We start from the raw sequence: 24,486 nt of genomic DNA on the forward strand, positions 1-24,486 counted from the left end.
AATCGATGCTGCGAGATTCGTCCGGCGCGGGTTGCTGTTCTAGGTCTGGCCGACGATTATAAACCGCGGATTCCTTACAACGGGCGCATTTCGTGATCGCGATGCGTTGCGCGCATGGTGCACCGCCGCACGCGGTCGGTGCGCCGCTGGTGCCGCTAGAAGCCGAGCCAGCGCGCGACGACCGGGCCCAGCACGAAGGCCCACGTCGTCACGCACGCGAACAGCGCGACGGTAACCGCCGCGCTGCCCAGGTCCTTCGCGCGCTTCGACAACTCGTGGCGCTCGAGCGAGATGCGGTCGATCGCGGCCTCGACGCTCGAGTTCAGCAGCTCGACGATCAGCACCAGCAGGACCGATGCGATCAGCAGCGCGCGCGACGCGGCAGGCACCGGCGAGAACGCGCCGATCGGCAGCATCAGCGCGGCGAGCGTGAGCTCCTGGCGAAACGCGCTCTCCTCGCGGATCGCGACGCGAAACCCGTTCAGCGAATGCTTGAGCGCGTACCACGCGCGCGTGATGCCGCGGTGCCGCTTGTACGGGTTGGGCGGCAGCGGCGCCAGGCGATCGTCGGGGCCGAGCGGCTCGTGCGTGTGCACGTCCGCATCGGCGTGCGGTTCTTCTTCGTCGAACGGGCCATGCGGTTGCGCCGTCGCGGCGGGGAGCGGGGTCTTGTCGTTCAGGTCTCGTTTCAAACGGCGGCACCTTCGGCGGGCGAGTACGCAGTTTTCGGCAGCGGCTTCAGATGCGACGCGAACTGCTCGGACGCCGCGCGCCACGAGAAGCGCTCTGCCCACGCGCGGGCAGTTTCGCGTTCGATCTTGAGCGCCTCGAGGCAGGCCTCCTGCAGATCTTCGTGCATCGCGCCGGCGCCGCCCGTGCCGAGCACGTCGATCGGGCCCGTGACGGGGTACGCGGCAACCGGCGTGCCGCATGCGAGCGCCTCCAGCAGCACGAGGCCGAACGTGTCGGTGCGACTCGGAAACACGAACACGTCGGCCGCAGCATACACCTTGGCGAGCTCGGCTTGCGACAGGACGCCGAGATAGTTCGCCTCCGGGTAGCGCGATTTCAGTTCCGCGAGCGCCGGACCTTCGCCCGCGACCCACTTCGAGCCGGGCAGGTCGAGGCGCAGGAACGCCTCGACGTTCTTCTCGATCGCGACGCGTCCCACGTACAGGAAGATCGGCCGCGCGGTATTGAGCACCTTCGACTCCATCGGCCGGAAGATGTCGAGATCGACGCCGCGCGTCCACAGCACGACGTTCGTGAACCCGAACTTCTCGAGGTCCTGCTTCACGACCGGCGTCGGCGCCATCACCGCGAGCGACGGCCCGTGGAACCAGTGCAGGAACTTGTAGGTCGCCGCCAGCGGAATGCCGAAGCGTGCCTGCACGTATTCCGGAAAGCGCGTGTGATACGCGGTCGTGTACGGCAGCTTGCGTGCGCGTGCATAGCGTCGCGCGGCGAGGCCGAGCGGGCCTTCGGTCGCGATGTGCAGCGCATCGGGTGCGAACGCATCGATCCGCGCGCGCAGCTTGCGGTACGGCAGGATCGACAGGCGGATCTCGGGGTAGGTCGGGCAGGGCACCGTGCGGAATTCCAGCGGCGTCAGCATTTCGACGCGGTGGCCGAGCGCGGTGAGTTCGCGGGAGGTGCTCTTCAGCGTGCGCACGACGCCGTTGACCTGCGGTTCCCACGCGTCGGTGACGATCATGATCTTCATCGCGGCATGTGTCCTGTAAGTGGAGTTGTGTCAGGCGGCGGTGGCCTTGGCCTTGCGCGACGCAGCGGCGGACGGCGCGGTGCGCATCACCGTCCAGTAGACGATCTTCAGCTCGCCTTCCATCGTTTCGACGAGCGCGGACAGGCTCTCGACCCAGTCGCCGTCGTTGCAGTACAGCACGCCGTCGATGTCGCGGATCTCCGCCTTGTGGATGTGCCCGCACACGACGCCGTCGCAGCCGCGGCGGCGCGCTTCGTCGGTCATCACGGTCTCGAACTGCGAGATGAAGTTGACCGCGTTCTTCACCTGGTGCTTCAGGTACTGCGACAGCGACCAGTACTGGAAGCCGAGCCGGCTGCGGATCCGGTTGAACCAGCGGTTCAGCACGAGGATCAGCGTGTAGAGCGTGTCGCCGAGATACGCGAGCCATTTCGCGTGCTGGATCACGCCGTCGAACAGGTCGCCGTGCACGATCCACAAACGTTTGCCCGCGAGCGTCGTGTGAAATGCCTCGCCGCGCACCTGGATGTCGCCGAACGCGAGGTCGCAGAACTGCCGCGCGCCTTCGTCGTGGTTGCCCGGGATGTAGACCACCTGCGTGCCCTTGCGCGCCTTGCGCAGCACCTTCTGCACGACGTCGTTGTGCGCCTGCGGCCAGTACCAGCCCTTCTTCAGCTGCCAGCCGTCGATGATGTCGCCGACGAGGTACAGGTATTCCGAATCGTTGTGACGCAGGAAGTCGAGCAGGTACGGCGCCTGACAGCCGCTCGAGCCGAGATGGATGTCGGACAGCCAGATCGTGCGGTAGCGATGGGTGGACGGCTCCGGGTCGTCGTGTTGCCTGGCGTGCGTGGTCGTCGGTTCGTGCGACGAAACGGCATCGGTGGCGGCCGACCCGGACAGGAAGGCGGTGACGGCGCGAGCGCCGAGCGGTTGACGGAACAGGGAGGTCGCGGACGTTTTCTGGCCCATGCATGACTCGCGCCGGTTGACATTACCGGCATTGCGCCATGCGGGCGTGACCATGCCGTGACAGTCACGAGACGTTCTTATTACTGTCGTTCGGGCGTGTTTAGCAGTGAATGCGGCGGCGTTGCGTAATCTGGCGAACCGACTGTCTTGCGCCGCTCGGGCAGACGACGCGGATGGACGCCACAGTGCCTTCGAGTCATTTCGTCCGATGAATCCGCTTGGACGCGGGGCCTGTCGCCGTCGCGCGGCGCGTCAGCGCGGGATCGCGACGACGCGCGTGCGGGCGAGGCGGTCGTGCGGGAACTGGCGACCGGTGTGCAGGCGGGCCGCGCCGGCCCACGCGACGATCCACGCGGCAGCCAGCGCGAGCGTGACGGGCACCGACAGCCCGAGGAGCGGATGCAGCGCGAGCGGCGGCAGGAACCACAGCCACGCGAGCACGTAGCGGACGAGCGCGTGGCCGGCGCCGAGCGGGCGGCCGCTCGACGATTCGAGGCGCAGCCGCCAGGTCTTCATCGGCAGCGTCTGGCCGCCGTGGGTCCAGAACCAGACGAAATACGCGCCGACGACGAGCGCGATCCACGCGGCGAGGAGATTGTGATGAACGAGGCCGTTGCGCTGCTGCGTCGCGAGGCTGAATGCGAGACCGGCGAAGAACACGACGCCGAACAGCAGCACCGCTTCGTACAGCATCGCGGCGAGGCGCCGCCGCACGGACGGCGCGGCGGCGGCCGCGGCCTGGGATGCGGCGGGGGCGCTCGCCATGCCGGGTCAGGAACCCTTGAACATCGACGGCGCGTCGGCCGGCGAGACGGGCGTGACGGTCGCAGGCGCGGGAGCGGTGCCGGACGTGGACGATGCCGCCACGGGCGGCGCGCCGGCGCCCGGGGAAGCGGGCGCCGATGCCGGCGCGGCGCTGCTCGCCGGATGCTCGTGCGAATTGACGAGGCGGCGCACATCGCGGTCGGCGACCGCCGGCGGCGCGCTTACGACGCTCGGCCGGCGGCGGCGCTCGGTTGCGGCGAGGCGCTGCTTCTGTTCTTCGGGAAGTTGCTGGTAGGCCTTCCACGCACGCTCGCGGGCCTGCGCGGACAGCTCTTTCGCGCTCTGGTAATTCTCGCGCGCGACGCGACGCTGCTCGGGTGTCATCCGTGCCCACTCGGACATCCTGTCCTGCAGGTGCTTCTGCTCATCGGGCGTCAATTTCGCGAAACGTGACGCGATCTTCAGCCATTTACGCTTGCGTGCGTCGCTGAAGCCGTCCCACTGGTCGGCGAACGGCGCGAGGGCAGCGCGTTGCGCGGGCGTCAGGCGCGCCCACGACAGCGGGCCGTTGGCGGCCGGCAGCGGCAGGGGCAGCGGAACGAGTTCGGTGGTCTGCCCGGCGGCGGCCGAGGTCGGCGCGGGCGCGCTGCTGGCCGCGACGGAGGACGTCGCCGGAGGCGGGTTGAATCGGGAATAGGTGGCGACGTACGAAACGGCGATCGCGATCACGCATCCGAAAAATACGGCCAGGCCGCGTTTCTGACTCACCCGTGCGATCCCCTCGTTGTTCTCTGTTAGCGTGCGTGCGAAAGATACGCGTTGAACCCGTGGTCGAGATACGCGTTGAGCGGCAGGTCGTCGCTCAGCATCGCCGCGTCGATGTCGGCGAGCTCGGCGGTGCGCTGCATGTCTTCCCAGTACGCGATGCCGACCAGCCCGGCCAGCAGCAGCGCAAGCGGCCACGCGCGCAGCAGGCGGCGCGCGAACGACGTCTGCGGACGACTCGCGGGCGGCGTCCCGTACGCGGCGCCGGCACCGGCGAAGGCGGGCACGAACACCGGCGCGCTCGCGGTTTCCGGCTTCTTGCGCGCGAGCGCGGCCCGGCGCGCGGCGGCCAGGCGATCGGTGGTCGCGGCAGGCAGCGCCGCGGCACGTTCGTCCAGCGCGCGGCGGACCTTCAGCGCGAATTCGTGTTCTCGATTTACGGGAGCGGAGCTCATAGCGTGATTCCTTTGGCCTTGAGCGCTTGCGCCAGGGTGTGGGTGGCTCGCGAGCAGTGCGTCTTGACGCTGCCTTCTGAGCACCCCATTGCGGCGGCAGTCTCGGCGACATCCATATCTTCCCAATAACGCATCAGGAACGCTTCCCGTTGACGCGTCGGAAGTTTCTGGATTTCCTCGTCGATCAGGGCCAGAACCTGCTCCCGCTCCAGGCGGTGCTCGGTGCTCTCGACGCCCGCATTGTCGTCCGCGGACTCGAGCGTTTCCAGCGGATCGAAGTCCTCGTCGTCCGTGCTGTTGAGCGACGAGAAGAGCGTGACCCAGGTATTGCGGACCTTCTGCCGCCGGAACCAGTCGTGGATCGCATTCTGCAGGATCCGCTGGAACAGCAGCGGCAGCTCGGCCGCGGGCCGGTCGCCGTATTTCTCCGCCAGCTTGATCATCGCGTCCTGCACGATGTCGAGCGACGCATCGTCGTCACGCACGGCGTACGCAGCCTGCTTGAACGCGCGCCTTTCGACGCCCGCCAGAAAGTCGGCGAGTTCCTTGTCTGATGCCATTCCGTAAAGGTATGCGCTGCGGACTGCGGCGTGTGAAAGGTCGAAAAATTTCGTAAAACCCGCGGATGCTAACAAATTTTCGCGCGATTTGGCACCGGTGGCGGCTCGCTACGTTGCGCGGCAGCAGCGTCCGCGGCCCGGCCGGAGGCGGCCATGATGCGCTGCGGGATATTTTGCTTGACGCCCCCATCACGACCCGCTATCGTCAGCGATTCGCAACATGAAGTGATAGTCTCATTTGAGGCTGGCCCAAGAAGCCCGCCCTTCAAACTGGACGCGCCGCTTGAACCCGAGCCACAAGCCCGGCAGAGAGCACCCGATCAATTTTTTGCCGAAAATTCGAAAGGTCAAAATGAACATGCCCAGCGCGGAATTCTCCACGTCGGAACCCCTTTCCCCTCCCGATAGCGACTCCATCGGCGCCACCGTGCTCATGAAGGCACTGGCCGACGAGAACGTCGAATTCATCTGGGGCTATCCCGGCGGCTCGGTACTCTACATCTACGACGAGCTTTACAAGCAGGACAAGATTCAGCACGTGCTGGTGCGCCACGAACAGGCGGCCGTGCACGCAGCCGATGCGTATGCGCGCTCCACCGGCAACGTCGGCGTCTGTCTCGTGACGTCCGGCCCCGGTGTCACCAACGCGGTGACCGGCATTGCAACGGCATACATGGATTCGATCCCGATGGTCGTGATCAGCGGCCAGGTGCCGACTGCCGCGATCGGCCAGGACGCGTTCCAGGAATGCGACACGGTCGGCATCACGCGTCCGTGCGTGAAGCACAACTTCCTCGTGAAGGACGTGCGCGACCTCGCGGAAACCGTCAAGAAGGCGTTCTACATCGCCCGCACCGGCCGCCCGGGCCCGGTGCTGATCGACATCCCGAAGGACATCTCGAAGACCCCGTGCCAGTACGAGCCGGTCAAGAGCGTGTCGCTGCGCTCGTACAACCCCGTGACGAAAGGCCATTCGGGCCAGATCCGCAAGGCCGTGTCGTTGCTGCTGTCGGCGAAGCGTCCTTATATCTACACGGGCGGCGGCATCATCCTCGCCGACGCGTCGCGCGAACTGAACCAGTTCGCCGACCTGCTCGGCTACCCGGTCACGAACACGCTGATGGGCCTTGGCGGCTATCGCGCGTCGGACAGGAAATTCCTCGGCATGCTCGGCATGCACGGCACCTACGAAGCGAACATGGCGATGCAGCACTGCGACGTGCTGATCGCGATCGGCGCCCGCTTCGACGACCGCGTGATCGGCGACCCGGCGCACTTCGCGTCGCGCCCGCGCAAGATCATCCACATCGACATCGACCCGTCGTCGATTTCGAAGCGCGTGAAGGTCGACATCCCGATCGTCGGCGACGTGAAGGAAGTGCTGAAGGAGCTGATCGAGCAGCTGCAGACGGCCGAGCATGGCCCCGACACCGAGGCGCTCGCGCAATGGTGGAAGGACATCGAGAGCTGGCGTTCGAAGGACTGCCTGAAGTTCGACCGCGAAAGCGAGATCATCAAGCCGCAGTACGTGGTCGAGAAGGCCTGGGAGCTGACGGACGGCAACGCGTTCGTGTGCTCGGACGTCGGCCAGCACCAGATGTGGGCCGCGCAGTTCTACCGTTTCAACACGCCGCGTCGCTGGATCAACTCCGGCGGCCTCGGCACGATGGGCTTCGGCCTGCCGGCAGCGATGGGCGTCAAGATGGCGCACCCGGACGACGACGTGCTGTGCATCACGGGCGAAGGCTCGATCCAGATGTGCATCCAGGAACTGTCGACCTGCCTGCAGTACGACACGCCCGTGAAGATCATTTCGCTGAACAACCGCTATCTCGGCATGGTCCGCCAGTGGCAGCAGATCGAATACAGCAAGCGCTATTCGCATTCGTACATGGATGCGCTGCCTGACTTCGTGAAGCTCGCCGAGGCATACGGCCACGTCGGCATGCGGATCGAAAAGACCTCGGATGTGGAGCCGGCGCTGAAGGAAGCGCTGCGCCTGAAGGACCGCACCGTGTTTCTCGACTTCCAGACCGATCCGACCGAAAACGTCTGGCCGATGGTACAGGCCGGCAAGGGCATCACCGAGATGCTGCTCGGATCGGAAGATCTGTAACGGCGCGACGCGCGCGCGGGCCGAAGCGGCCGCCTTCACGAAGGGCGGTGCGGCATCGGGCGGTGCGCGGCGCGAGTGAATCGACACGGACACATTCTGGAAGAAGCGAACATGAGACACATCATTTCCGTCCTGCTGGAAAACGAACCGGGCGCGCTGTCGCGCGTGGTCGGTCTGTTTTCCGCACGCGGCTACAACATCGAAACCTTGACGGTGGCGCCGACCGAAGACCAATCGCTGTCGCGGCTGACCATCGTTTCCATTGGCTCGGACGACGTGATCGAACAGATCACGAAGCATCTGAACCGCCTGATCGAGGTGGTGAAAGTGGTGGACCTGACCGACGGTGCACACATCGAACGCGAGCTGATGCTGATCAAGGTACGTGCAGTGGGCAAGGAGCGCGAAGAAATGAAGCGGATGTCGGACATTTTCCGCGGCCGCATCATCGACGTGACCGAAAAGACCTACACGATCGAATTGACGGGCGCGAGCGACAAGCTCGACGCATTCATCCAGGGGCTGGACGCGACCGCGATCCTAGAGACCGTGCGTACCGGCAGCTCCGGCATCGGACGCGGCGAGCGCATCCTGAAGGTGTGATGCCGATATTGCAGAAAAGGCACGCCGAAGGCACGCCGGGTGCGCCGTCATGTCCCGGCCCGCAGTACTCCATCCGAACGAATTGTTGAATTTTTGAATTAGCGAAGGAACCATCATGAACGTTTTCTACGACAAAGACGCCGACCTCTCCCTCATCAAGGGCAAGCAAGTCACGATCATCGGCTACGGCTCGCAAGGCCATGCACACGCACTGAACCTGAAGGACAGCGGCGTGAACGTGACGGTCGGCCTTCGCAAGGGCGGCGCGTCGTGGAGCAAGGCCGAAAACGCGGGCCTGTCGGTCAAGGAAGTCGCGGAAGCGGTGAAGGGCGCGGACGTCGTCATGATGCTGCTGCCGGACGAGCAGATCGCCGACGTGTACGCGAAGGAAGTGCACGCGAACATCAAGCAGGGCGCCGCACTGGCATTCGCGCACGGCTTCAACGTCCACTACGGCCAGGTGATCCCGCGCGCCGACCTCGACGTGATCATGATCGCGCCGAAGGCGCCGGGCCACACCGTGCGCGGCACGTATTCGCAAGGTGGCGGCGTGCCGCACCTGATCGCGGTTGCGCAGAACAAGTCGGGCGCGGCGCGTGACATCGCGCTGTCGTACGCGGCAGCCAACGGCGGCGGCCGTGCAGGCATCATCGAGACGAACTTCCGCGAAGAAACCGAAACCGACCTGTTCGGCGAGCAGGCCGTGCTGTGCGGCGGCACCGTCGAGCTGATCAAGGCAGGTTTCGAGACGCTGGTCGAAGCGGGCTACGCGCCGGAAATGGCGTACTTCGAGTGCCTGCACGAACTGAAGCTGATCGTCGACCTGATCTACGAAGGCGGCATCGCGAACATGAACTACTCGATCTCGAACAACGCCGAATACGGCGAGTACGTGACGGGCCCGCGCGTCGTCACGGAAGAGACGAAGAAGGCGATGAAGCAGTGCCTGACCGACATCCAGACGGGCGAGTACGCAAAGAGCTTCATTCTCGAGAACAAGGCAGGCGCGCCGACGCTGCAGTCGCGCCGCCGCCTGACGGCCGAGCACCAGATCGAGCAAGTCGGCGCGAAGCTGCGCGCGATGATGCCGTGGATCGCGAAGAACAAGCTCGTCGACCAGTCGAAGAACTAAGCACGCCGTGCTGTTCCGGCCCTTCGAGTGGAGGGTCGGTATCAAAAAGCCGTCCGAAGGCAGCAGTGCCCCGGGCGGCTTTTGCTATCCTACGGGCTTTGCAATTCACCGAACACCGAACGAACCCATGAACTATCCTCATCCGATCATCGCGCGCGAAGGCTGGCCGTTCATCGCGATTGCAGCCGTCATCGCGTTGTTGATCCACGCCGTCGGGGGCTTCGGCTTCGCGTGGCCGTTCTGGCTGCTGCTCGTCTTCGTCGTCCAGTTCTTCCGCGATCCGCAGCGCCCGATCCCGGCGCAGCCGAACGCGGTGCTGTGCCCGGCGGACGGCCGCATCGTCGCCGTCGAGACCGCCCAGGATCCGTACGCGAATCGCGAAGCGCTGAAGATCAGCGTGTTCATGAACGTCTTCAACGTCCATTCGCAGCGTTCGCCGGTCGACGGTGCGGTCACCAAGGTCGAATACTTCCCGGGCGCTTTCCTGAACGCGGCGATCGACAAGGCGTCGACCGAGAACGAACGCAACGCGGTCGTGATCCAGACGGCGAGCGGCAAGACCGTCACCGCCGTGCAGATCGCAGGCCTCATCGCCCGCCGGATCCTCTGCTACGTGCGTGCGGGCGAGCCGCTGTCGCGCGGTCAGCGCTACGGTTTCATCCGCTTCGGTTCGCGCGTCGACGTGTACCTGCCGCTCGGCAGCCGCGCGAAGGTGTCGATCGGCGAGAAGGTCTACGCGTCGTCGACGATCCTCGCCGAGCTCGAACAGTAAGCGGCGGGACGCACGATGGCCGCATTCAAACCGCGTCGGCCGCGCAACGGCTCCGGCCAGACGCCACGCCCGTTCCGCCGCAACAAGGTGATGGCGTCCGATCCGGCGCCCATCGAAAGCCGCCGCGCCGCGCGCCAGCGGTTCCTCAAGACGCGCGGCATCTATCTGCTGCCGAACGCGTTCACGACCGCCGCGCTGTTCTGCGGCTTCTTCGCGGTCGTGCAGGCGATGAACGTGCGCTTCGAGATCGCCGCGATAGCGATCTTCGTCGCGATGGTGCTGGACGGGATGGACGGGCGCGTCGCGCGGATGACGCATACGCAAAGCGCGTTCGGCGAACAGTTCGACAGCCTGTCGGACATGGTGTCGTTCGGCGTCGCGCCGGCGCTCGTGATGTACGAGTGGGTGCTGAAGGATCTCGGCCGCTGGGGCTGGCTCGCCGCGTTCGTCTATTGTTCGGGCGCCGCGCTGCGTCTCGCGCGCTTCAACACGAACATCGGCGTCGTCGACAAGCGCTTCTTCCAGGGGCTGCCGAGCCCGGCCGCCGCCGCGCTGATCGCCGGCTTCGTGTGGCTCGCGACCGACAACCGCGTGCCGATGAAGCTCGGCTGGCTGCCGTGGGTCGCCTTCGCGCTGACGATCTATGCAGGCGTGACGATGGTGTCGAACGCGCCGTTCTACAGCGGCAAGGCGCTCGACGTGCGGCACCGCGTGCCGTTCGCGGCGATCCTGCTGGTCGTCGTCGCGTTCGTGCTCGTGTCGTCCGATCCGCCGTTGATGCTGTTCTGCCTGTTCGTGCTGTACGGGCTGTCCGGCTACGTGTTCTGGGCCTACATGGCCGTGCGCGGACGGGCGAACCCCGCGCGCTCGTCGCAGCGCGATCACTGACGCGCAACCTGCCCGGCAACGGCGGCCTCGAGGCCGCCGTTTTCATTTGCCCCTTTTTCGCACGGCGCGGCCCGGCATCGCGGGTGCCGTCCGATTGCGCACCCAGCGGAATGCCGCTATAGTCTTCGGCATGACTGCATTTTCCCGCCTCTCCCTCCTCCTAGCCGGTGCGCCGCTACGCGCGCTAGCTTTGGCGCGCCTGCCGCGCTGACCGTTCTCGCCCTCCGTCAAGCCTCGTCTGTTGTTGAGCGTCGCCAGCGGTGGCGCGATCTCATTACGTTTGATTCCCGTATAAAGAGCCCTGGAGCCCCCCATGACAGACAAGCTGATCATTTTCGATACGACGTTGCGTGACGGTGAACAATCGCCCGGCGCGTCGATGACGAAGGAAGAGAAAATCCGCATCGCGAAGCATCTCGAGCGGATGAAGGTCGACGTGATCGAGGCCGGTTTCGCGGCCAGCTCGAACGGCGATTTCGACGCGATCCACACGATCGCCGGCCTGGTGAAGGACAGCACGATCTGCTCGCTGGCGCGCGCCAACGACAAGGACATCCAGCGTGCGGCCGACGCACTGAAGCCGGCCAACAGCTCTCGGATCCACACGTTCATCGCGACGTCGCCGCTGCACATGGAGAAGAAGCTGCGGATGACGCCGGACCAGGTGTTCGAGCAGGCGCGCCTCGCGGTGCGCTTCGCGCGCAAGTTCACCGACAACGTCGAATTCTCGCCGGAAGACGGCAGCCGTTCGGATCTCGACTTCCTGTGCCGTGTGCTGGAAGCCGTGATCGCCGAAGGCGCGACGACGATCAACATCGCCGACACGGTCGGCTACGGCGTGCCGGAGCTCTACGGCAACCTCGTGAAGACGCTGCGCGAGCGCATTCCGAACTCGGACAAGGCGATTTTCTCCGTGCACTGCCACAACGACCTCGGGATGGCGGTGGCGAACTCGCTCGCCGGCGTGAAGATCGGCGGTGCGCGGCAGATCGAATGCACGATCAATGGTCTCGGCGAGCGCGCGGGCAACACGTCGCTCGAGGAAATCGTGATGGCCGTGAAGACCCGCAAGGATTACTTCGGCCTCGACGTCGGCATCGACACGACGCAGATCGTGCCGACGTCGAAGCTCGTGTCGCAGATCACCGGTTTCGTCGTGCAGCCGAACAAGGCCGTGGTCGGCGCAAACGCATTCGCGCACGCGTCGGGCATCCACCAGGACGGCGTGCTGAAGGCGCGCGACACCTACGAGATCATGCGCGCGGAAGACGTGGGCTGGACCGCGAACAAGATCGTGCTCGGCAAGCTGTCGGGCCGCAACGCGTTCAAGCAGCGTCTGCAGGAACTCGGCGTGTCGCTCGACAGCGAAGCCGAACTGAACGCCGCGTTCATGCGCTTCAAGGACCTCGCCGATCGCAAGGCCGAGATCTTCGACGAAGACATCATCGCGATCGTCTCCGAGGAATCGGCGCTTGCGCAGGAGCAGGAGCACTTCAAGTTCGTGTCGCTGTCGCAGCGTTCGGAGACGGGCGAGCAGCCGCAAGCGAAGATCGTCTTCGCGGTCGAAGGCAAGGAAGTGACCGGCGAGGCACGCGGCAACGGGCCGGTCGACGCGACGTTCAACGCGATCGAGGGCGAAGTCGGCAGCGGTTCCGAACTGCTGCTGTATTCGGTGAACGCGATCACGACCGGCACGCAGGCGCAGGGTGAAGTGACCGTCCGGCTGTCGAAGAGCGGGCGGATCGTCAACGGCGTCGGCACCGATCCGGACATCGTCGCGGCCTCCGCGAAGGCGTACATCTCGGCGCTGAACAAGCTGCATTCGAAGGACGACAAGGTCAACCCGCAGCGCTCGTAAGCGAAGCGCTGCGCGTCGAGCGTCCGACGCACACCAAACGCCCCGTGCGGCCTTGCGCCGCCGGGGCGTTTTCGCATGCGCCGCTCATTCGGCCGCCGGTGCGCGGAACTGCCAGCGGCGCGCGGCCGGGCGGGGCGCCGGGCTGCGGCGGCGAAATTCGACTGCGATCCCGCGCCGCGGCGCATCGGCGACGAACGCGTCGAGCAGTTCCAGCACGTCGTGATCGATGTAGTCGGCGCGCGTCGCATCGATGATCACGGCCGCGCGGTCGGGAATGTGCCGCAGGTGATGCTTGACCTGCACCTTGCCGAGGAACGACACGTCCTTGCGGAACGACAGCAGGAAGTGGTCGTCGTGCTGCGCGAGCGTGACGGGGCTTTTCAGGTTCGCCACTGCGACTGCCAGCACGCTGCACGCGAGTCCGAGCGCGATGCCGAACAGCAGGTCGACCGCCAGCACGCCCGCGATCGTCGCGGCGAACGGCACGAACGCGGCCGGGCCCTGCTTCAGCACCGAGCGGAACAACGCCGGTTTCGCGAGCTTGAAGCCGGTGTGGATCAGGATCGCGGCGAGGCTCGCGAGCGGGATCAGGTTGATCAGCCCGGTGAGCGCGAACACGCTGGCAAGCAGCAGGATCCCGTGCACGATCGCCGACATCCGGCTTTGCGCACCCGCGTGCACGTTCACCGAACTGCGCACGATCACCGACGTGATCGGCAGTCCGCCGACCGCGCCCGCGACGAGATTGCCGACGCCCTGCGCCTTCAGTTCGCGGTCCGGCTGGGTCGGCCGGCGCTTCGGATCGATCTGTTCGACCGCCTCCAGGCTCAGCAGCGTCTCGAGGCTCGCGACGACCGCGAGCGTGATCGCGACGCGCCATACGTCCGGATTGACCAGTTGCGCGAAGTTCGGGCCGAACTCGGCGTGCTTGAGCGACGCCGCGAGTGCCGCGAACGATTCGAGCTCCGGCAGCGTGACGCGATGTGCGGCGCCCGGCGCGACCGACGGTGCAACGACGCCGAGCGCGAGCGTCGCGCCGATGCCGAACACGACGACCGCGAGCGGCGCGGGCACCGAGCGCACCCAGCCGAAGCGCTTGAGCGCCGGCTGGTCCCACGCGATGAGCATGACGAGCGACACGAGTGCGATGGCCGTCGCGGCCCAGGCGGTCGGCAGGTTCGGCCATGACGCAAACGATTGCGCGGCCGGCCCGCCGATGCCGAATGCGAACGGAATCTGCTTGACGATCAGCAGCAGGCCGATCGCGGCGAGCATGCCCTTGATGACGGGCGACGGCACGTAAGCGGCGAAGCGGCCGGCGCGGAGCATGCCGAAGCCGAACTGCAGCACGCCGGACAGCAGCACCGCGAGCAGGAATGCGGAAAAGCTGCCGAGTTGCGCGATCCCTTCGACGACGATCACGACGAGGCCGGCGGCCGGTCCGCTGACCGACAGCGACGAGCCGCTCAGCAGCGCGACGACGATGCCGCCGACGATGCCGGACACGAGCCCGGCGAACGGCTCGACGCCGGATGCATTGGCGATGCCGAGACACAACGGCAGCGCGACGAGGAAAACGACGATACCGGCGACGATGTCGCGCGGCAGCGTGGAGAGGTGCTCGTTCAGTTTCATGGTTGGCGCAATTTCATTGGCGTAAGAGGGGCGGATCAGCCGAGTGCGGCGGCCGTGGCGGCATGCTCCGGCTCGACTTCGACCGGGGCTGCCGTGTAGCCGGAGTCGAGTTCCTTCAGGCGGCCGTCGGCGAGCGAAAAGATCCAGCCGTGCACGAGCGGCGGCCGCTGCCGGCCGCGCACGATCGGCGACGCACGAAGCAGCCGCACCTGTTCGAGCACGTTGAGTTCGGCCAGGCGGTCGGCGGCCGCCGTGTCGTCGAGCCCGGCGAGCGCGTCGCGATGGCGCCGCGCAAGCGCGCACAGCGGCGCGATGCGGCGTGCAACGTGCGGCAGGTCGGCGGGCGGCGGCAGCAGCGACGCGCGCACGCCGCCGCATCCGTAATGGCCGCACACGATCACGTGATCGACTTCGAGCACGCGCACGGCGTACTCGAGCACGCTCGCCGAATTGTCGTCGTCGGGATGGAACAGGTTCGCGATGTTGCGATGGACGAACAGCTCGCCGGGCGCGCAGTGCGTGATGGTTTCGGCTGGCACCCGGCTGTCGGCGCAGCCGATCCACAGCACGCGCGGGTTCTGGCCGCGGGCAAGTGCCTCGAAGAAGCCGGGCGTGTGTTCGTGCGTCTCGCGGGCCCAGGCGATGTTGGCAACCAGCATGCTCTTGGGGCGATTCATGAGGACTCCTTTCTGATAGGGGCAAACGGATACCGGACGAAGTGGAGCAATATGATGCTTTCTAAATTGAAAGGTTCAATTTCGTCCGATATTAGGGGTATGCCCTAACGTCTGGTGCCATTGATACAAATTGTTTCAACTGGATCTGACGAGGTGCATCGAATGCACCAATAGAACGCACGATATGTATCGTGCATGCCTTTTCCCGCTGGCGCCCATGTGGCAAGGGGTTCCGCATGATGCTGCCGGTGCGGCGCGAATCGGAAAGGATTGCCGCATCGAATGGGAAGTTAATCGAATATGACGGAAAAAATGAAAATGGCCATTCACGCAATAATTCGTGAATGGCCATTGTGAAAATTGCGTATGAACGCGCAATCGATCCGATCAGAACAGGTTTCGGCGGTCTGGGTCGTGCAGCGGGTCCGGCGTTTTCTGCGTGGTGCGCAGGATGCCCTGCTGGTCGAAGTAGAAGCTGTACATCATGTACCAGACGTTGTCTTCGAGATAGCGGTAAGTCCACACTTCGCGCTTCATCAGCGGAAAGTAGGACGTCTCGACCGGGCGGCCGAAATTGACCAGCACGTCGGTCTTGGTCCACTTGCCGATCTCGGCGCGATAGAACTCGCTCGGCTGCAGCACCTGGCGGACATTGACGATCCGGTGGGCCGCGTCGACGTCGGCGGCAATGGTGATTTCGCCCATCGGCTGGGTCGGCCACATCAGGCGCTTGCCGCCGCCGGGCAGATCGTAGATCTCGCGCGGCGGGCCCATGCGCGCGACGATCGCCGACTCGTCCTGGCCGGCCTGGTATTGCTGCCACGGTTGTGCACAACCGGCAAGCAGCGCCGCCGCGCAGGCGACCAGCACCGGCAGGCGCACGGGAATGCGAATGCGCATGTGTTTCTCCAGAGCTCTCTAACCGCGCAGTTGTATCACGGACGGCGCGCGCCTGTGCATCGTGCCGAAAAAATCGGTGCGGATCGCGGGCTGCGGCCGTCGACGTGTCGCGGCGCGCCGCGCTTGCGGGTGGCGGCGCTCGCGGCCTATGATCCGCGCTTCTCGGACAGATTGAAGGGCGAGGAGTCGATGCAGCTGTGGAAACGGTGTGCGCTCGCATTGAGCGCGGGGTGGATGTTTGCGTCGTCCGCGTTGGCGGCGGGCGAGCCGGTGCGGATCGCGCTGATCGAAGGCATGTCGGGCCCGTTCGCGAACGCGGGCGCGGCGGTCGAGCGCAACCTGCGCTTCGGCGTCGAACAGGTCAATGCGGCCGGCGGCGTGAAACTGCGCGACGGCGCGCATCCGCTCGAACTCGTCGTGCTCGACAGCAAGGGCAGCCCGGAGGAGGCGCTCGTGCAGTTGCGCGCGGCGGCGGACCGGCACATCGGCTTCGTCGCGCAGGGCAACAGCTCGGCAGTCGCGGCCGCGCTCGTGGCGGCGCTCGACAAGCTGAACACGCGCAATCCGGACAGCCGGATGCTGTTCCTGAACTATTCGGCCGACGATCCGGCGCTCACGGGTGCGCGTTGCAGCTTCTGGCATTTCCGCTTCGATGCGCACGCGGGGATGCGGATGGCCGCGCTGGCGGATGTCATGGCACGCGACCGCACGCTGCGCAAGGTCTACCTGCTGAACCAGGACTACAGCTTCGGTCACGACGTCAGCGCGCTGGCGCGGCAGGCGCTGGCCGAGCGACGCCCCGACGTGACTATCGCCGGCGACGAATTCCATCCGATCGGGCGCATCAAGGATTTCTCGCCTTATATCGCGAAGATCCGGGCGAGCGGTGCGGACGCCGTCGTGACCGGCAACTGGGGCAACGATCTCACGCTGCTGGTGAAGGCGGCGCGCGAGCAAGGGCTGAACGCGAAGTTCTATACGTTCTACGGCAACAGCCTCGGCGCGCCCGCCGCGCTTGGCGATGCGGGCGTCGGGCGGGTGGTGGCCGTCGCCGACTGGCATCCGAACGCAGGAGGCGCGAAGTCGGACGCATTCTACCGCGCGTTCCGGACCCGTTTCCCCGCGGCGCAAGACGACTACCCGGTGCGGCGCATGAGCCTGATGATCGAAATGCTCGCGGCGGCAATGACGCGGGCCGGCTCGGCCGATCCTGTCGCGGTGGCCCGTGCGCTCGAGGGGCTGTCGTTCGACGACGGCTTCCACGCGTCGACGATGCGCGCGCAGGATCATCAGTTGATCCAGCCCCTTTATGTCATGGAAATGGACAAGGCCGGCGCGCCGGGCGTGCGCTTCGACAACGAGGGCTCGGGATATGGCTTCCGGACGGTCCTCGCGGTGCCCGCGCAGCGTGCGCAGACGCCGTCGACCTGTTCGATGACGCGCCCGTGACAGGGGGCGGTAGGAACGGCGTGCAGTTGTGCTACAATGCCCGCCGGTTGTAAGTCACGGCACGGCCATTCTTCCGTGTCCGCCTGTTCAGTTAGCAAGTAGGAATCAAAGGAAATCACATGTCTGTTGCAGATATCAAGAAGTCGGAAGTCGTTGCTCAGTTCGCCCGCGGTACCAACGACACGGGCTCGCCCGAAGTCCAGGTCGCACTGCTGACCGCACGTATCGTCGAACTGACGGGTCACTTCAAGACCCACGCGAAGGACCACCACAGCCGCCGCGGCCTGCTGCGCATGGTGAGCCGCCGCCGCAAGCTGCTCGACTACCTCAAGGGCAAGGATGCCGACCGTTACCGCGCGCTGATCGAGAAGCTGGGTCTGCGTAAGTAATCGGGGCGATTGCCGCCAGCAAGATGCCTGTGTCAGTCCGCTGATGCAGGCATTTTGTTTTTGCGCGGTGCGTAGCGTCACGCGCACCGCGGGTAGTCCGGCACGTGAGTGCCGGCTGCCGGAACGGCTGATACCGGGGTCGGGATTTGTGTCATTCCAGCGAGGCGCTCGTCGAGCGGCGCGCTGGAATGGCATAAAAAACACACCTTGCTCCGGGTGATTCGGTCGGGACGCCGCCGCACGGGATGGCCCGCGCGGCGAATGAAATGAATGAATACAAAGGAGCAACCATGTCCATGTTCAACAAGGTCGTGAAGGAATTCCAGTGGGGCCAGCACAAGGTGCGCCTCGAAACCGGTGAAGTCGCTCGCCAGGCGAGCGGTGCCGTGATCGTCGACGTGGAAGACACCGTCGTGCTGGCAACCGTCGTCGGCGCGAAGTCGGCGAAGCCGGGCCAGGATTTCTTCCCGCTGACCGTCGACTACCTCGAAAAGACCTACTCGGCCGGCAAGATCCCGGGCGGTTTCTTCCGTCGCGAAGGCCGTCCGTCGGAACACGAGACGCTGACGTCGCGCCTGATCGACCGTCCGCTGCGCCCGCTGTTCCCGGAAGGCTTCTACAACGAAGTCCAGGTCGTGGTCCACGTGCTGTCCGTGAACCCGGAAATTCCGGCGGACATCCCTGCGCTGATCGGCGCATCGGCCGCGCTTGCCGTGTCGGGCCTGCCGTTCAACGGTCCGGTCGGCGCCGCGCGCGTTGCGTACATCGACAACGCATACGTGCTGAACCCGACGCGTGAGCAGCTCAAGGCATCGAGCCTCGACCTCGTCGTCGCCGGCACGGAGCGTGCGGTGTTGATGGTCGAGTCGGAAGCCGACCAGCTGCCGGAAGACGTGATGCTGGGCGCGGTCGTGTTCGGCCACGAGCAGATGCAGGTGGCGATCGATGCGATCCACGAACTCGTGCGCGACGGCGGCAAGCCCGAATGGGACTGGCAGCCGGCACCCAAGAACGAGGCGCTGATCGCGCGCGTGACGGAACTGGCGCACGGCGACCTGCTCGCCGCTTACCAGCTGCGCGACAAGCAAGCGCGTTCGACGAAGCTGAAGGAAGTCTACGCGGCGACCTCGGCGAAGCTCGAGGAAGAAGCGCTGGCGGCCGGCACGGTCGCGGCCGACAAGGCTACGGTCGGCAACATCCTGTTCGACATCGAAGCGAAGATCGTGCGTTCGCAGATCCTGAACGGCGAGCCGCGCATCGACGGTCGCGACACGCGCACCGTGCGCCCGATCGAGATCCGCACCGGCGTGCTGCCGCGCACCCACGGCTCGGCGCTGTTCACGCGCGGCGAAACGCAGGCGCTCGTCGTGGCGACGCTCGGCACGAAGGGTGACGAGCAGATCATCGACGCGCTCGAAGGCGAATACCGCGAGCGCTTCATGCTCCACTACAACATGCCCCCGTTCGCAACCGGCGAAACGGGTCGCGTCGGCTCGCCGAAGCGCCGTGAAATCGGTCACGGCCGTCTCGCGAAGCGCGCACTGGTCAAGTGCCTGCCGAGCGCCGAGGAATTCGGCTACTCGATCCGTGTCGTGTCGGAAATCACCGAGTCGAACGGTTCGTCGTCGATGGCGTCGGTGTGCGGCGGCTGCCTCGCGCTGATGGACGCCGGCGTGCCGATGAAGGCGCACGTCGCGGGCATCGCGATGGGCCTGATCCTCGAAGGCAACAAGTTCGCGGTGCTGACCGACATCCTCGGCGACGAGGATCACCTCGGCGACATGGACTTCAAGGTGGCCGGCACCGAGCACGGCGTGACGGCGCTGCAGATGGACATCAAGATCCAGGGCATCACGAAGGAAATCATGCAGGTCGCGCTCGCGCAGGCGAAGGAAGGCCGCATGCACATCCTCGGCAAGATGACGTCGGCGGTCTCGGGCGCGAACACGCAACTGTCGGAATTCGCGCCGCGCATGATCACGATCAAGATCAACCCGGAAAAGATCCGCGACGTGATCGGCAAGGGCGGTTCGGTGATCCGCGCGCTGACCGAGGAAACCGGCACGACCATCGACATCTCGGACGACGGCGTCGTGACGATCGCGAGCACGAGCAGCGAAGGCATGGCCGAGGCGAAGAAGCGCATCGAGAACATCACGGCCGAGATCGAAGTCGGCCAGGTGTACGAAGGCACGGTGCTCAAGCTGCTCGACTTCGGCGCGATCGTGAACCTGCTGCCGGGCAAGGACGGCCTGCTGCACATCTCGGAAATCGTCAACGAGCGCGTGAAGGACATCAACGACTACCTGAAGGAAGGCCAGCAGGTGAAGGTCAAGGTGATCCAGACGGACGAGAAGGGTCGCGTGCGTCTGTCGGCGAAGGCGCTGCTGAACGAAGCAGCGGCAGCGTCGCAGGCGGATACGCCGCCGCAGCAGTAAGCGGACAGGCGTGAGAACGGCCGGCAGTGCGAAAGCGTGCCGGCCGTTTTTTCTGTAGCATCGTTGTGCGGCGCAGCAGCGCCTGCGAGGCGCCCGTGCCGCGTGCGGGTGCGCCATCCGACCGATCCTGGAGCGACCACCATGAAAGCCATCGAAATCACCGAATTCGGCGCCCCCGACGTGCTGAAGCTCGCGGAGCGTCCACGCCCCGAACCGAAGCGCGGCGAAGTGCTGATCAAGGTGGCGGCTTCCGGCGTGAACCGGCCGGACGTGTTTCAGCGCAAGGGCGCGTACGCGCCGCCGCCCGGCGCATCGGATCTGCCTGGCCTCGAGGTCGCGGGCGAGATCGTCGGCGGCGACCTGTCCGATGCGGCGCTGAACCCGTTCGGCCTGAAGCTGGGCGATCGCGTCTGCGCGCTGCTCGCGGGCGGCGGCTACGCCGAATATGCGGTCGCGCCGCTGCCGCAATGCCTGCCGGTGCCCGACGGGCTGACCGACATCGAGGCCGCATCGCTGCCCGAAACCTTCTTCACGGTGTGGAGCAACGTGTTCGACCGTGCGCTGCTCGGTGCGGGCGAGGGCGGCGAGCAGGAAACGCTGCTCGTGCAGGGCGGCTCGAGCGGAATCGGCGTGACGGCGATCCAGATCGCGCACGCGCTCGGCTTTCGCGTGTTCGCGACGGCCGGGAATGCCGACAAATGCCGCGCATGCGAGGCGCTCGGTGCAGAGCGTGCGATCAACTACAAGACCGAGGACTTCGTCGAGGTAGTCAAGTCGCTGACGCACGATCGCGGCGTCGACGTGATCCTCGACATGGTCGCGGGCTCGTACGTGCCGCGCGAGCTGTCCGCGCTCGCGGATGGCGGCCGCCTCGTGCTGATCGCGCTGCTCGGCGGTGCGAAGGCCGAGGTCAACCTCAACGAGATCCTGCGCCGCCGGCTGACGGTGACGGGCTCGACGCTGCGCCCGCGCCCGGTGGAATTCAAGGCGCGCATCGCCGCGCAGCTGAAGGCGCGCGTCTGGCCGCTGCTCGCGGACGGCCGCATCCGGCCGGTGATCTACCGCGTGCTGCCGGCCGGCGACGCCGCGCAGGCGCATGCACTGATGGAGAGCGGCGAGCACATCGGCAAGATCGTGCTGGATTGGGGCGCGAACACGTAATGGCCCGGGCGGCGGGCTTGACATGCGTGGTTTGACCGGTTCAAGCCGTGCGCAGTAAAATCGCGGGTTTGCTTCGCCAGATCCAACCTGACGGGCCGGATTCCGGCGCGTCAATGACAAGATAGTGACGAGACAGACACGATGTCGAAACAACGAACGAAGCGAGTGATCGGCAACTGGAAGATGCACGGCCGGCTGGCCGGCAACCAGGCATTGCTGAACGAAGTGGTGCAGGGCGTGGGCGCGGTGCCGGCCGAAACGTCGGTCGGCGTATGCGTGCCGTTCCCGTACCTCGCGCAGGTTCAGGCGCAACTCGGCGGCGGCCGTATCGCGTTCGGCGCGCAAGATGTGTCCGCGCACGAGCAGGGCGCGTTCACCGGTGAAGTGGCGGCCGCGATGGTGGCGGAGTTCGGCGCGCAGTATGCGATCGTCGGTCACTCGGAGCGTCGCGCGTATCACGGCGAGCGCAACGAAACCGTCGCCGCGAAGGCGCAGCGCGCGCTCGCGGCGGGCCTCACGCCCGTCGTGTGCGTCGGCGAAACGCTCGACGAGCGCGAAGCGGGCGCGACCGAGCAGGTCGTCGGGGCGCAGCTCGATGCCGTGCTGGCCGTGCTGACGGCCGACGAGGCAGCGCGGATCGTCGTCGCGTACGAGCCGGTCTGGGCGATCGGCACGGGCAAGAGCGCGACGTCGGCGCAGGCGCAGGACGTACACGCATTCCTGCGTGCGCGTCTCGCGGCGAAGGGTGCGGCGGACGTATCGGTGCTGTACGGCGGCAGCGTGAAGCCGGACAACGCGGAAGAGCTGTTCGCGCAGCCGGATATCGACGGTGGCCTGATCGGCGGCGCGTCGCTGAAGGCGGAAGATTTCCTGGCGATCTGCCGGGCCGCGCGTTAAGCGGTCCGGGATCGAATTGAAGAACCATGATGGCGACCGGTCGATCCGGTTGCCTGATCCAATCGGGTGGGTGTGATGCTGTTATTCAAGACGCTGATTATTGTCGTGCAGGTGCTGTCTGCACTCGGTGTGATCGGACTCGTGCTGCTGCAGCATGGCAAGGGTGCCGACATGGGGGCCGCATTCGGCAGCGGTGCGTCGGGCAGCCTGTTCGGCGCAACGGGCTCCGCGAACTTCCTGTCGCGCACGACGGGCATCCTCGCGACGGTCTTCTTCGTCGCGACGCTCGCGCTGACGTACCTCGGATCGTACAAGTCGACGCCGTCGGCGGGCGTGCTCGGCGCGGTCGCGACCGCGCCGGCGTCGACACCTGCGGCTTCGGCGCCGGCCGTGGCGGCATCTGCTGCCGCGGGCTCGGCAGCGAGCGCGCCGGGCCAGGACGTCCCGAAATAAAAAGTTCGTTTTTTGCGTTTGTGCGTTGAACAAATCTGGAACTCGGGTTAGAATTTAATTCTTGAAGCGATTCGCGGGAACAAGCAGCACAACCCGAGTTGCATGCAGTGCCGACGTGGTGAAATTGGTAGACACGCTATCTTGAGGGGGTAGTGGCGAAAGCTGTGCGAGTTCGAGTCTCGCCGTCGGCACCAAAGTTACTCAATGCCAGCCGCTTCTAGTGGCTGGCATTTTTCATTTGTGGGGTGTGCCTTGCGATTGTCTTGTGATCGCATGCACTCCGAAATGATTCCTTCCGCCGGAAGTGGTATTCTCCGGACGCTCAGAACCAACCGATAGAGGATTGCCTTGAACCTCGCAGCCTATTACCCCGTCTTGTTGTTCCTCCTCGTGGGCACTGGTTTAGGTATAGCGCTGGTCAGCATCGGCAAGCTCCTTGGTCCCAACAAGCCGGACGTCGACAAGAACGCACCGTACGAGTGCGGCTTCGAAGCATTTGAAGACGCCCGGATGAAATTCGACGTCCGGTACTATCTCGTCGCAATCCTGTTCATCATCTTCGATCTCGAAACCGCATTCCTGTTTCCGTGGGGCGTCGCGCTCCGGGACATCGGCTGGCCGGGTTTCATCGCAATGATGATTTTTCTGCTCGAATTCCTGCTGGGCTTTGCCTATATCTGGAAGAAAGGCGGCCTCGACTGGGAGTGATGGGTTAATCGCCGGTTTGCATGGGCGGCCACGCTGGGCCGCTCGTCTGGAGTGGAAAGCAAATGAGTATCGAAGGGGTCTTGAAGGAAGGGTTTGTCACCACGACGGCTGACAAGCTGATCAACTGGACGCGTACCGGCTCGCTGTGGCCGATGACGTTCGGGCTCGCGTGTTGCGCCGTCGAGATGATGCATGCGGGCGCGGCCCGTTATGACCTGGACCGGTTCGGGGTCGTGTTCCGTCCGAGTCCGCGTCAGTCGGACGTGATGATCGTCGCCGGCACGCTGTGCAACAAGATGGCGCCCGCGCTGCGCCGCGTGTACGACCAGATGGCCGAGCCGCGCTGGGTGATCTCGATGGGGTCGTGCGCGAACGGTGGCGGGTACTACCACTACTCGTACTCGGTGGTCCGCGGTTGCGACCGGATCGTGCCGGTCGACGTCTACGTGCCGGGCTGTCCGCCCACGGCCGAGGCGCTGGTCTACGGCGTGATCCAGCTTCAGGCGAAGATCCGCCGCACCAACACCATCGCCCGTCAATAAAGCCCCGAGCGTCCCCTCAATATGGCAAGCAAAATCGAGACCCTCAAGGCAAACCTCGAAGCCGCGCTCGGCGCGCGCGTGGTGAGCCTCACCGAAGCGATCGGTGAACTGACGCTCGTCGTGAAGGCGAGTGATTACCTCGAAGTCGCAAAGATGCTGCGCGACGATCCGAAGCTCCGTTTCGAGCAGCTGATCGACCTCTGCGGCGTCGACTACCAGACCTACGGCGACGGCGCCTACGACGGCCCGCGTTTCGCGGCCGTGTCGCAGCTGCTGTCGGTCACGAACAACTGGCGCCTGCGCCTGCGCGTATTCGCGCCGGACGACGATCTGCCGATCGTCGCATCGCTCGTCGACATCTGGACCTCCGCGAACTGGTACGAGCGCGAAGCGTTCGACCTGTACGGCCTCGTGTTCGAGGGTCACCCCGATCTGCGCCGCATTCTCACCGACTACGGCTTCATCGGCCATCCGTTCCGCAAGGACTTCCCGGTGTCGGGCTATGTCGAAATGCGTTACGACCCGGAAGAAAAGCGGGTCGTCTACCAGCCGGTGACGATCGAGCCGCGCGAAATCACGCCGCGCGTGATCCGCGAGGATCGCTATGGCGGTCTGAAACATTAAGGGG

The 24,486-nt window shown here is 65.6% G+C and carries 25 protein-coding genes and 1 tRNA gene; 16 read left to right on the plus strand and 10 right to left on the minus strand.

Annotated elements, in window-relative coordinates:
- Positions 1-155: 155 nt before the first annotated feature.
- The 7 genes from HW466_RS11770 to HW466_RS11800 all read right to left on the minus strand — a co-directional run bounded on the left by HW466_RS11770 (position 156) and on the right by HW466_RS11800 (position 5,240).
- Positions 156-692, minus strand: a complete 537-nt coding sequence (locus HW466_RS11770; RefSeq protein WP_059502626.1) for a diacylglycerol kinase — start codon at positions 690-692, stop codon at positions 156-158.
- Positions 689-1,723 (minus strand): glycosyltransferase family 4 protein, encoded by a 1,035-nt coding sequence (locus tag HW466_RS11775; protein WP_059448716.1) that lies wholly within the window; start codon positions 1,721-1,723, stop codon positions 689-691. Before HW466_RS11775 ends, HW466_RS11770 begins: the two co-directional genes overlap by 4 nt.
- Positions 1,724-1,753: 30 nt before the next feature.
- On the minus strand, positions 1,754-2,695 hold the full coding sequence (locus HW466_RS11780; protein WP_060273843.1) for a UDP-2,3-diacylglucosamine diphosphatase: 942 nt from the start codon (positions 2,693-2,695) through the stop codon (positions 1,754-1,756).
- A 252-nt stretch (positions 2,696-2,947) separates the two neighbouring features.
- Positions 2,948-3,460 (minus strand): RDD family protein, encoded by a 513-nt coding sequence (locus tag HW466_RS11785; RefSeq protein WP_059979113.1) that lies wholly within the window; start codon positions 3,458-3,460, stop codon positions 2,948-2,950.
- A gap of 6 nt (positions 3,461-3,466) precedes the next feature.
- On the minus strand, positions 3,467-4,228 hold the full coding sequence (locus tag HW466_RS11790; protein ID WP_059448719.1) for a DUF3106 domain-containing protein: 762 nt from the start codon (positions 4,226-4,228) through the stop codon (positions 3,467-3,469).
- A 26-nt stretch (positions 4,229-4,254) separates the two neighbouring features.
- Positions 4,255-4,680, minus strand: a complete 426-nt coding sequence (locus tag HW466_RS11795; RefSeq protein WP_059448720.1) for a DUF3619 family protein — start codon at positions 4,678-4,680, stop codon at positions 4,255-4,257.
- Positions 4,677-5,240, minus strand: coding sequence for an RNA polymerase sigma factor (locus tag HW466_RS11800; protein WP_059448721.1), 564 nt, complete (start codon positions 5,238-5,240; stop codon positions 4,677-4,679). Before HW466_RS11800 ends, HW466_RS11795 begins: the two co-directional genes overlap by 4 nt.
- Positions 5,241-5,592: 352 nt before the next feature.
- Here HW466_RS11800 and HW466_RS11805 point away from each other — a divergent pair, with 352 nt between their 5' ends.
- The 6 genes from HW466_RS11805 to HW466_RS11830 all read left to right on the plus strand — a co-directional run bounded on the left by HW466_RS11805 (position 5,593) and on the right by HW466_RS11830 (position 12,609).
- The gene (locus HW466_RS11805; RefSeq protein ID WP_151005557.1) at positions 5,593-7,356 is read left to right on the plus strand and encodes an acetolactate synthase 3 catalytic subunit; all 1,764 of its coding nucleotides are present in this window, start codon (positions 5,593-5,595) and stop codon (positions 7,354-7,356) included.
- 111 nt (positions 7,357-7,467) lie between these two features.
- Complete coding sequence (gene ilvN, locus HW466_RS11810) at positions 7,468-7,959, plus strand: acetolactate synthase small subunit (RefSeq protein WP_034207977.1); 492 nt, start codon at positions 7,468-7,470, stop codon at positions 7,957-7,959.
- 115 nt (positions 7,960-8,074) lie between these two features.
- Complete coding sequence (gene ilvC, locus HW466_RS11815) at positions 8,075-9,091, plus strand: ketol-acid reductoisomerase (RefSeq protein WP_059448723.1); 1,017 nt, start codon at positions 8,075-8,077, stop codon at positions 9,089-9,091.
- Between the two features lie 127 nt (positions 9,092-9,218).
- Positions 9,219-9,863 carry a phosphatidylserine decarboxylase gene (locus tag HW466_RS11820; protein WP_059448724.1) on the plus strand — a complete coding sequence of 215 codons (645 nt, stop codon included), beginning with the start codon at positions 9,219-9,221 and terminating at the stop codon, positions 9,861-9,863.
- Positions 9,864-9,878: 15 nt separating this feature from the next.
- A complete protein-coding gene (gene pssA, locus HW466_RS11825; RefSeq protein ID WP_059448725.1) occupies positions 9,879-10,751 on the plus strand; it encodes a CDP-diacylglycerol--serine O-phosphatidyltransferase in 873 nt (290 codons plus the stop codon).
- A 313-nt stretch (positions 10,752-11,064) separates the two neighbouring features.
- Positions 11,065-12,609 (plus strand): 2-isopropylmalate synthase, encoded by a 1,545-nt coding sequence (locus tag HW466_RS11830; protein ID WP_059448726.1) that lies wholly within the window; start codon positions 11,065-11,067, stop codon positions 12,607-12,609.
- Positions 12,610-12,693: 84 nt separating this feature from the next.
- Here the strand turns inward: HW466_RS11830 and HW466_RS11835 are convergent, their stop codons facing one another.
- The 3 genes from HW466_RS11835 to HW466_RS11845 form a co-directional block, all read right to left on the minus strand.
- A complete protein-coding gene (locus HW466_RS11835) occupies positions 12,694-14,244 on the minus strand; it encodes a SulP family inorganic anion transporter (RefSeq protein WP_059448727.1) in 1,551 nt (516 codons plus the stop codon).
- A gap of 35 nt (positions 14,245-14,279) precedes the next feature.
- The gene (locus HW466_RS32265) at positions 14,280-14,921 is read right to left on the minus strand and encodes a carbonic anhydrase (protein WP_059502616.1); all 642 of its coding nucleotides are present in this window, start codon (positions 14,919-14,921) and stop codon (positions 14,280-14,282) included.
- 387 nt (positions 14,922-15,308) lie between these two features.
- Positions 15,309-15,821: a hypothetical protein gene (locus HW466_RS11845; protein WP_059448729.1), complete on the minus strand. Its 513-nt coding sequence runs from the start codon at positions 15,819-15,821 to the stop codon at positions 15,309-15,311.
- Positions 15,822-16,010: 189 nt separating this feature from the next.
- Here HW466_RS11845 and HW466_RS11850 point away from each other — a divergent pair, with 189 nt between their 5' ends.
- The 10 genes from HW466_RS11850 (at position 16,011) to HW466_RS11895 (ending at position 24,482) form a co-directional block, all read left to right on the plus strand.
- Entirely contained in the window at positions 16,011-17,270 is a 1,260-nt protein-coding gene (locus tag HW466_RS11850) for a branched-chain amino acid ABC transporter substrate-binding protein (RefSeq protein WP_059542500.1), read from the plus strand.
- Between the two features lie 119 nt (positions 17,271-17,389).
- Positions 17,390-17,659 (plus strand): 30S ribosomal protein S15, encoded by a 270-nt coding sequence (rpsO, locus tag HW466_RS11855; protein ID WP_006398792.1) that lies wholly within the window; start codon positions 17,390-17,392, stop codon positions 17,657-17,659.
- Between the two features lie 290 nt (positions 17,660-17,949).
- Positions 17,950-20,097: a polyribonucleotide nucleotidyltransferase gene (gene pnp / locus HW466_RS11860; protein ID WP_059448730.1), complete on the plus strand. Its 2,148-nt coding sequence runs from the start codon at positions 17,950-17,952 to the stop codon at positions 20,095-20,097.
- A gap of 141 nt (positions 20,098-20,238) precedes the next feature.
- Positions 20,239-21,258: an NAD(P)H-quinone oxidoreductase gene (locus HW466_RS11865; RefSeq protein ID WP_059502612.1), complete on the plus strand. Its 1,020-nt coding sequence runs from the start codon at positions 20,239-20,241 to the stop codon at positions 21,256-21,258.
- Positions 21,259-21,399: 141 nt separating this feature from the next.
- A complete protein-coding gene (gene tpiA / locus HW466_RS11870; protein ID WP_059950120.1) occupies positions 21,400-22,155 on the plus strand; it encodes a triose-phosphate isomerase in 756 nt (251 codons plus the stop codon).
- Between the two features lie 75 nt (positions 22,156-22,230).
- Entirely contained in the window at positions 22,231-22,608 is a 378-nt protein-coding gene (gene secG / locus HW466_RS11875; RefSeq protein ID WP_174905839.1) for a preprotein translocase subunit SecG, read from the plus strand.
- Positions 22,609-22,717: 109 nt separating this feature from the next.
- Positions 22,718-22,802: transfer RNA gene (locus tag HW466_RS11880), tRNA-Leu, on the plus strand.
- Between the two features lie 154 nt (positions 22,803-22,956).
- The gene (locus HW466_RS11885; RefSeq protein WP_059448012.1) at positions 22,957-23,316 is read left to right on the plus strand and encodes an NADH-quinone oxidoreductase subunit A; all 360 of its coding nucleotides are present in this window, start codon (positions 22,957-22,959) and stop codon (positions 23,314-23,316) included.
- Between the two features lie 62 nt (positions 23,317-23,378).
- Positions 23,379-23,858, plus strand: coding sequence for a NuoB/complex I 20 kDa subunit family protein (locus tag HW466_RS11890; RefSeq protein ID WP_006398799.1), 480 nt, complete (start codon positions 23,379-23,381; stop codon positions 23,856-23,858).
- A gap of 21 nt (positions 23,859-23,879) precedes the next feature.
- On the plus strand, positions 23,880-24,482 hold the full coding sequence (locus HW466_RS11895) for an NADH-quinone oxidoreductase subunit C (RefSeq protein ID WP_059502607.1): 603 nt from the start codon (positions 23,880-23,882) through the stop codon (positions 24,480-24,482).
- Positions 24,483-24,486: the final 4 nt, after the last annotated feature.

The sequence above is a fragment of the Burkholderia territorii genome (genome assembly GCF_902833055.1).
In the GTDB taxonomy this organism is placed as follows: Bacteria; Pseudomonadota; Gammaproteobacteria; order Burkholderiales; family Burkholderiaceae; genus Burkholderia; species Burkholderia territorii.